Source organism: Halomonas sp. (genome assembly GCF_041689495.1).
Lineage (GTDB): Bacteria > Pseudomonadota > Gammaproteobacteria > Pseudomonadales > Halomonadaceae > Halomonas.
On the sequence record NZ_JBDNGD010000439.1, the window covers coordinates 1 to 7490 of the forward strand.

Sequence of the window (7490 nt, forward strand, 5' to 3'; positions counted from 1 at the left end):
CCGATGCAGAAGCTTCCGAAGATCTCTCCCAGCAGATCATCGGCGCTGAAGTCCCCGGTGATCTCGCCCAGGGCCCGCTGAGCTTCGCGGAGGTCCTCGGCGAGCAGCTCGCCGGCCCCGTAGCCGGCCAACTGCGTCTCACCGCTCGAGAGCGCTGTCTTCGCCCGATCCAGGGCATCCAGGTGGCGTCGCCGGGCCGAGAAACGACCCTCGGTGGTGGCGGTATAGCCCATCACTTCCTTGAGATGCGCCTTCAGGGTATCCATGCCGGCCAGGCTCCTGGCCGACAGGCGTATCACCGGTGTGTCTCCGGATGCGTCGATCCCCGGGCTTTCATGGCTGGTGTCGATCTTGTTGCGCACCAGGGTGAGCTGGCCGGGGTTGGGCAGTCGAGCCACGAATTCCGGCCATATTGCCATGGGGTCATCGGCCTCGGTCGTGGTGGCATCGACCAGCAGCAGAACCCGGTCGGCCTTCTCGATTTCGGCCCAGGCCCGTGCCACGCCGATCTTCTCCACGGCATCCGGTGTGTCACGCAGGCCGGCGGTATCGATGACATGCAAGGGCATGCCGTCAATATGAATATGCTCGCGAAGTACGTCCCGGGTGGTGCCCGCGACCTCGGTGACGATGGCGGTTTCCTGTTCCGTCAGGGCATTGAGCAGGCTGGACTTGCCGGCATTGGGGCGCCCGGCAATCACCACACTCATGCCTTCCCGTATCAGGGCACCCTGCCCGGCAGTGGCGCGTACCCGGTCAAGTTCCCTGTCGACCTCTCCGAGCATCGATGCCACCCTGCCGTCGGCCAGGAAGTCGATCTCCTCCTCCGGGAAATCGATGGCCGCCTCGACGTAGATACGCAGTTCGATCAATCGCTGCACCAGTGCCTCGACTCGCCGGGAGAATTCACCCTGAAGCGAATGCAGGGCATTCTCGGCGGCAGCTCGCGAACTGGCATCGATCAGGTCGGCGATGGCCTCGGCCTGGGCGAGATCCAGCTTGTCGTTGAGGAAGGCACGTTCGGAGAACTCGCCGGGCCTGGCCTGCCTGGCGCCGAGTTGGAGGCAACGTTCCAGCAGCAGGTCCATTATCACCGGACCGCCATGGCCCTGCAGTTCCAGGACGTCCTCGCCGGTGAAGGAATGAGGGCCGGCAAAGTAGAGGGCGATACCCTCGTCGAGTACGCCGGCGCTGCCACGAAAAGGGCCGTAATGGGCCTGGCGGGGAGCGGGCTGGCGACCCAGGATCATCTCGGCGATCGCCAGGCAGTCGGGCCCCGATAGACGGATGATGCCGACACCGCCTCGGCCTGGCGGTGTGGCCAGGGCGGCAATGGTATCCTGGGTGTAGAGGCGTTCGGGCATCTCGCGGCTTCCTCATCGAGTCCTTGGACCCGTGTCGTGACGGGCCGTCAATAACGCCAGACCCCCGCACGAGGGCGGGGGTCTGTAAGGGCAATAGGGCGTCCCTACTTGGTCTTCATGCCCTTGCCGATACTCGGATCGTTCTCGATCTTGCGGGTGATCGCATACTGCTGAACGATGGAGATGCAGTTGTTGACCACCCAGTAGATGACCAGACCGGCCGGGAACCACAGGAAGAAGAAGGTGAAGATGATGGGCAGCATCTTCATGATCTTCGCCTGCATGGGATCCGGGGGCGTCGGGTTGAGCAGCTGCTGGACGAACATCGAGGCGCCCATCAGGATCGGCAGGATGAAGTACGGATCCTTCACCGACAGATCCTGGATCCAGAACATGAAGGGTGCGTGACGCAGCTCCACGGACTCGAGCAGCATCCAGTAAAGAGCGATGAACACCGGCATCTGCACCAGGATCGGGAGGCAACCACCCAGTGGGTTGATCTTCTCCTTCTGGTAGAACTTCATCATCTCCTGGGACATCTTCTGGCGGTCGTCGCCATACTGCTCCTTGAGACGCTGCATCTCCGGGCCCAGCTTGCGCATGCGGGCCATGGACTTGTAGGCCTTGGCGGATAGCGGCCACAAGACCAGCTTGACCAGCATCGTCAGGAAAACGATGGACCAGCCCCAGTTGCCGATCAGGCTGTGGATCTGGTCAAGCAGCCAGAATAAGGGGTTGGCGATGAACCAGAGCCACCCGAAGTCGACGGTCAGCCGCAGATGGGGAACGACCTCCTCCATGTGGCTCTGTACCTTGGGACCGACGTAGAGAGTGGCGCCCAGTCGAGTCTCGCTTTCCGGCGCTACGCTAGCCGATGTTCCGGCAAAGGCGGCCACGTTTCGCTGTTCGGAATCGGTCGTGGCGTAGTAGAGATTCTGCTGATTCTGGGGGGGCGCCCAGGCCGAGACGAAATAGTGCTGGATGATGGCGACCCAGCCACCCTGGACGTCGCGATTGGCGAAATTGCCTTCCTGGATATCGCTGAAATCGACTTTTTCGTAAGTGGTTTCCGGGGATGAAAAGGCGGCGCCGAGATAGGAACGCATACCCATCTTCGGACCGCTGGAGGGGTCGGGACTGTTGTCCCTGGCCAGTTGGCCGATGAAACGTGCGGTCACCGGTTCGTCGGTATTATTGGCCAGGTAGTAGTTCACCTCGACGGCGTAGCTTCCCCGTTCGAATGAGAAGCGCTTGACGACATCGACACCGTTGACCTCGGCCGTCATGTCGACTTCCAGGCGGTTCTCGCCTTCTGTCAAGCGATATTCGGTGTCCTCCGGGGTGAAGGCGATGCGGCCCGAATGGCCATCCAGCTGGAGTCCTGATCGCGCGACATAGCTGCGGATCTCGCTGTCGGAGAGCAGTACATAGGGGCGATCGGAATTCAGGATCATTTTATGCTGGGGCAAGGCGGCATAGACGATATCACCCCCCTGAGGGTCGATGCGTAGATCGAGCACATCCGTTACCACCGCGATCAGGTCACGGCTGGAGGTTGCCTCCGGCGCCTCTGCCGGCATCTCCTCTTTGACATCATCCGTTGCCCGGGGAGCGCTTGGAATCGCCAGGCCTTCTTCGTCTTCCCCGTCTCCCGAGCCGCTTGGCTCGGAAGGCGCCGGTGCGTTGCCGGTAATGGCCGGCGCCTGCTGTTCCGTGACGACCTGGCCGTAATCCTGATTCCACTGCACGATGATCAGGTAGGCGAGCAGGGCCAGGGGGATCAGCAAGAGAATTCGTTTTACGTCCATGAGGGTTCTGCCCGATGGGTGGTGAACATTTCGATGGCACAGCCTGCGTCGCTCGATACACACAAAAACCTGCCATGGGCAGGCTCAATCTGCTGCGAGGCATTCCATGCCTTGATGCCTCGGCGATAGCCGGCGTCATCCGAGAGATGAAGACCCTCATGCAGATGCCGTCAGCCACTGTCACTCTGCTGCCTTGCCTGTCCCACGACTGTTGGCACTCTCATGGTTCAGGGCGTTTTCTCTTTCTCTCGTCTTGCGGACATCCCTGTCGAGTCGACGCCACATGCCGTGCAGCTGGCGATGCAGGATCTCGTTATCCAGCTCGCCCGAGCCACGCCTGGCCAGTACCACGATATCGACGGCAGGCAGATCATGTTGTGTCAGGCGAATGGATTCTCTGACAAGCCGCTTGAGACGATTACGATCAACGGCAAGGCGAACGTTTCGCTTGCTGAATACGAGACCCAGACGGGGATGCCCCAGGGTGTTGGGCGCGGCCAGTGCCATCAGCCCCTTGCCATGAACCTTGTAGACAGCGGAATCGAAGACTCGCCGATAATCCCCGGCGGTCAATAGACGCAGCTTTCGGGGGAAATCCTGTCGGGGCACGCCGGGGATCAGGCGCTCAGGCGCTTGCGACCCTTGGCACGACGACGCGCCAGAACGGCACGACCATTCTTGGTGGCCATGCGGGCACGAAAGCCGTGCGCACGCTTGCGCTTGAGAACGCTGGGTTGGAAAGTGCGTTTCATAACTCGTTATTCCCGGGTGGTTTTTGAGGATAAATTAATCGTGTCGACCATCCGAGCTCCCATCGGGAACCCGGCTATGTTCTGTTCAAGACCGGAAATTGTAGTGATTTAGGCGACGGTGTGCAATTGTTCCTTGCCCGACCCGTCCAGCACCTCGCAGGCGGCCTTGGTCAAGGGACAGAGTCCTCGGATATCGGCGCTCGGGCGGCGGGCTCCTGCCACGTTTTCCACCGCATGAATCGAGGTCGTTACCCATGTGGATAACCCGGTTCTCCAAGGCTACAATGGTCGGCCGTTTCCCAACGATGGTGAGGTCGCGTGCCACTCGCTCTCTGGCAAAAGTGTCTGGACAATCTTCAGGATGAACTGAAATCAGAACAGTTCAACACCTGGATCCGTCCCTTGCAGGCGGAAGAAGGCGAGTCCAACGAACTTTGCCTGTTGGCACCCAACCGTTTCGTCCGCGACTGGGTAAGCGACAAATATGCCAAGCGGATCAGTGAGTTGATGCGCGATCTTTCGCCGTCCAAGCCGCCCAGAGTGGTGCTTTCGGTGGGCAGCCGACGTGCTGCACCGGCGCCACAACCCCGTGATCTGGGTAATCCGGTGTCCGCGAGTACCCGGCAACCAGTGGCCCCGGCGGTTCATGTGGCATCTCGCCATGAACGTGACGGTGGCGCTAAGACGAAGGCGGGGGGAGAGGCCTCCAGCAGTGGTCGTGGCGGGGAGCGGCAGGTCCAGGTCGAGGGGAGTCTCAAGCACGGCAGCGGCTTGAATCCCAACTTCACCTTCGAGAAATTCGTGGAAGGCAAGTCGAACCAGTTAGCCAGGGCCGCCTCCCGTCAGGTCTCGGAAAATCCCGGTGGGGCCTATAACCCGCTGTTTCTCTACGGCGGTGTGGGGCTAGGCAAGACTCACCTGATGCATGCCGTCGGTAATGCCCTGGCCGAACGTCGTTCCAATGCTCAGGTCATCTATCTGCATTCCGAGCGCTTCGTGGCCGATATGGTCAAGGCGCTGCAGTTGAACGCCATCAATGATTTCAAGCGCTTCTATCGCAGCGTCGATGCCCTGCTCATCGATGACATCCAGTTCTTTGCCGGCAAGGAGCGCTCCCAGGAGGAATTCTTCAATACCTTCAATGCCCTGCTCGAGGGTGGCCAGCAGATGATCCTCACCTCGGACCGATATCCGAAGGAAATCAGTGGTGTGGAAGAGCGTCTGAAGTCTCGTTTCGGATGGGGGCTGACTGTAGCCATCGAGCCGCCCGAGCTCGAGACCCGGGTGGCGATCCTGATGAAGAAGGCCGAGCAGGCCAAGGTGGAATTGCCCCATGATGCGGCCTTCTTCATCGCCCAGAAGATTCGTTCCAATGTCCGGGAACTGGAAGGCGCCCTCAAGAAGGTGATCGCCGACTCCCATTTCATGGGCAAGGCCATTACCCAGGATTTCATCCGCGAATCCCTCAAGGACCTTCTGGCCCTGCAGGACAAGCAGGTCGGCGTCGACAACATCCAGCGCACGGTGGCGGAATACTACAAGATCAAGCTGTCGGATCTCCTGTCAAAGCGCCGCTCGCGCTCCGTGGCACGTCCCCGCCAGGTGGCCATGTCTCTCGCCAAGGAGTTGACCAACCACAGTCTGCCGGAGATCGGCGATGCCTTCGGTGGCCGCGATCACACCACGGTGCTTCACGCCTGCCGGAAGGTGAAATCGTTGCAAGAAGAAAGTTCGGACATTCGAGAGGACTACAAGAACCTGCTGCGCCTGCTGACGAGCTGAGGCGGGCTCTTGCCATCCGCTTTTCCAGATACAGTGATCCCGGTTGACGGGATCTTCAGATCACGGTCCATCATCCCCCAAGACAAGAAATGGAGCCGACATGAAATTTTCCATCTCCCGCGAAGATCTGCTGCGACCCCTTACGCTTGTCGCAGGTGTGGTGGAGCGGCGTCAAACCTTGCCGGTACTCTCCAACGTCCTGATCCAGGTGGATCAGGACCAGCTGGCGCTGACGGGTACCGACCTCGAAGTCGAACTGATCGGACGGACAGTGGCCGGCAGCGTCGAGGAGCCGGGTTCGGCGACGCTTCCAGCACGCAAACTGATGGATATCTGCAAGTCGCTCCCCGACCAGTCGGAAATCCAGTTTTCCCTCGAGGAGGGTCGCGCCGTCCTGCGCTGCGGGCGTTCCAGGTTCACCCTCTCTACCTTGCCCGTGGCCGAATTTCCCAACATCGAAGATACCCAGGGCAGTGTCGAGATCAGCTTGCCGCGGGGGACGCTCAAGCACTTGATCGATACCACCTCCTTCGCCATGGCACAGCAGGATGTGCGCTATTATCTGAATGGCATGTTGCTCGAACTGCAAACCAACCTTGTGCGCGCCGTGGCCACCGACGGTCACCGTCTGGCCGTCTGTTCACGTCATGCCGAGATCGAGGTCGAGACGGCCCAGAAGCTGATCGTTCCTCGCAAGGGTATCCTTGAACTGGTGAGACTGCTCGATGAGGGTGATGAGGTCGTCACCCTGACCCTTGGTGCCAGTCATGTCCGTGCTCATACCGGCGATTTCACCTTCACCTCGAAGCTGGTGGATGGCAAGTTTCCGGATTACGAACGCGTGGTACCCCGTGGTGGTGACAAGGTGTTCATCGCCGACCGTGCGGCACTCCGCCAGGTCTTGTCGCGGACGGCTATCCTCTCCAACGAGAAGTACCGAGGCGTCAGGTTGCATCTGGATGAGGGCAATCTCAGGGTCATGGCCAATAACCCCGAGCAGGAGGAGGCCGAGGAGACGATTGCCGTCGAATACAGTGGTGATGCCCTGGAAATCGGTTTCAACGTCGGCTATCTGATCGATGTTCTCAACGCCTTGAATGAAGATCGTATCCAGATGACGTTGTCGGATCCCAACAGCAGTGCCTTGATGGAAGAGCCCGGTGGTGGTGATACGCTCTATGTCGTCATGCCCATGCGGCTCTAATGTCGTTTCAACCATGTCGTTGGTAACGTCATCCTCTTTATCGTCGAGCTTTCCAGACGTAGCTATTCGTGCCTCTTGAACGCCTCGCCTTCCAGGGCTTGAGAAACCTAAGGCCCCTGGACATCCAGCCGGGCCTGCGGATCAACCTGATCGCGGGAGACAATGGCAGTGGCAAGACCAGCGTGCTTGAAGGTATCCACATCCTTGGCATGGGACGTTCCTTTCGTACGCGACATCTGCGCCACGTGATCACCCATGATGCCCCGGCCTTTCAGCTCCATGGTCGGGTAGCGGGAGAGCCGGCGGTGTCCCTGGGGCTGGAACGACGACGGGACGCGGCAGAGATGCAGATAAGATTAGCAGGCGAACGAATATACCGCATTTCACGACTTGTCGAAACATTACCCTTGCAACTGATCAACCCTGATTCCTTCCGGCTTCTCGAGGGATCCCCCGCAAGGCGTCGGCAATTTCTCGATTGGGGTGTGTTTCATGTGAAACACGAATTCTTCGATGTCTGGCAGAGGGTTCGCCGGGCCCTGAAACATCGGAATGCGCTCCTCAGGCATGGTAGAATGGA

Annotated in this window: 7 protein-coding genes; 3 read left to right on the forward strand and 4 right to left on the reverse strand. The window is 59.9% G+C overall.

Translation table 11 applies throughout. The annotated features are described in order from the left end of the window. The 4 genes from mnmE to rpmH form a co-directional block, all read right to left on the reverse strand. On the reverse strand, positions 1–1364 hold a 1364-nt coding region (mnmE, locus tag ACESMD_RS13625; protein ID WP_372614047.1), incomplete at its 3' end, for a tRNA uridine-5-carboxymethylaminomethyl(34) synthesis GTPase MnmE. Positions 1365–1468: 104 nt separating this feature from the next. Next, the gene (yidC, locus tag ACESMD_RS13630) at positions 1469–3172 is read right to left on the reverse strand and encodes a membrane protein insertase YidC (protein WP_372614049.1); all 1704 of its coding nucleotides are present in this window, start codon (positions 3170–3172) and stop codon (positions 1469–1471) included. A gap of 180 nt (positions 3173–3352) precedes the next feature. Next, on the reverse strand, positions 3353–3781 hold the full coding sequence (gene rnpA / locus ACESMD_RS13635) for a ribonuclease P protein component (RefSeq protein ID WP_372614051.1): 429 nt from the start codon (positions 3779–3781) through the stop codon (positions 3353–3355). Positions 3782–3789: 8 nt separating this feature from the next. Next, positions 3790–3924: a 50S ribosomal protein L34 gene (gene rpmH, locus ACESMD_RS13640; RefSeq protein ID WP_008959105.1), complete on the reverse strand. Its 135-nt coding sequence runs from the start codon at positions 3922–3924 to the stop codon at positions 3790–3792. A 318-nt stretch (positions 3925–4242) separates the two neighbouring features. On the opposite strand from rpmH, the gene dnaA reads away from it, so the two are divergent. The 3 genes from dnaA to ACESMD_RS13655 form a co-directional block, all read left to right on the forward strand. After that, positions 4243–5706: a chromosomal replication initiator protein DnaA gene (gene dnaA, locus ACESMD_RS13645; protein WP_372614054.1), complete on the forward strand. Its 1464-nt coding sequence runs from the start codon at positions 4243–4245 to the stop codon at positions 5704–5706. A 100-nt stretch (positions 5707–5806) separates the two neighbouring features. After that, a complete protein-coding gene (dnaN, locus tag ACESMD_RS13650) occupies positions 5807–6910 on the forward strand; it encodes a DNA polymerase III subunit beta (protein WP_372614056.1) in 1104 nt (367 codons plus the stop codon). A gap of 68 nt (positions 6911–6978) precedes the next feature. After that, a partial coding sequence (locus ACESMD_RS13655; RefSeq protein WP_372614058.1) for a DNA replication/repair protein RecF occupies positions 6979–7490 on the forward strand: 512 nt, incomplete at its 3' end.

Coding starts and splice junctions, on each gene's coding strand:
- yidC (WP_372614049.1), bottom strand. CDS start 3,172: ATGGACGTAAAACGAATTCTCTTGCTGATCCCCCTGGCCCTGCTCGCC.
- rpmH (WP_008959105.1), bottom strand. CDS start 3,924: ATGAAACGCACTTTCCAACCCAGCGTTCTCAAGCGCAAGCGTGCGCAC.
- dnaN (WP_372614056.1), top strand. CDS start 5,807: ATGAAATTTTCCATCTCCCGCGAAGATCTGCTGCGACCCCTTACGCTT.